Origin of the sequence: Paraburkholderia sp. SIMBA_053 (assembly GCF_046534895.1) — a bacterium.
GTDB classification, from domain to species: domain Bacteria; phylum Pseudomonadota; class Gammaproteobacteria; order Burkholderiales; family Burkholderiaceae; genus Paraburkholderia; species Paraburkholderia caledonica.
Genome location: NZ_JAWRXU010001580.1, coordinates 1 through 240 on the forward strand (window position 1 = coordinate 1; position 240 = coordinate 240).

A 240-nucleotide genomic window follows, 5' to 3' on the forward strand; every position below is an offset into this window, starting at 1 on the left:
ATTTCACGCGGCGCGAGCAGCGTGCGCGCGCCGATATCGGCAGCGGCGAGAATCGCAGCGCCACAGGTCGCAGCCAGCCACAAGCGCACGCGATGCGCACGCGCCCCCAACAATGCCGCAAGATGCGGCGCCATCAATCCGACAAAGCCGATCGGCCCGACAGCCGCAACGGCCGCGCAGGCCGCGATGGTCGCAACCGTCAGCGCAAGCGGACGCAGCAACGCGACGGGCAAGCCGAGT

At 69.6% G+C, this 240-nt stretch carries 1 protein-coding gene; it reads right to left on the reverse strand.

Features of this window, described 5'->3' with window-relative positions:
* Positions 1-240: iron chelate uptake ABC transporter family permease subunit (locus SB753_RS40880; RefSeq protein WP_410805655.1), on the reverse strand; the 240-nt coding region annotated here is incomplete at both ends.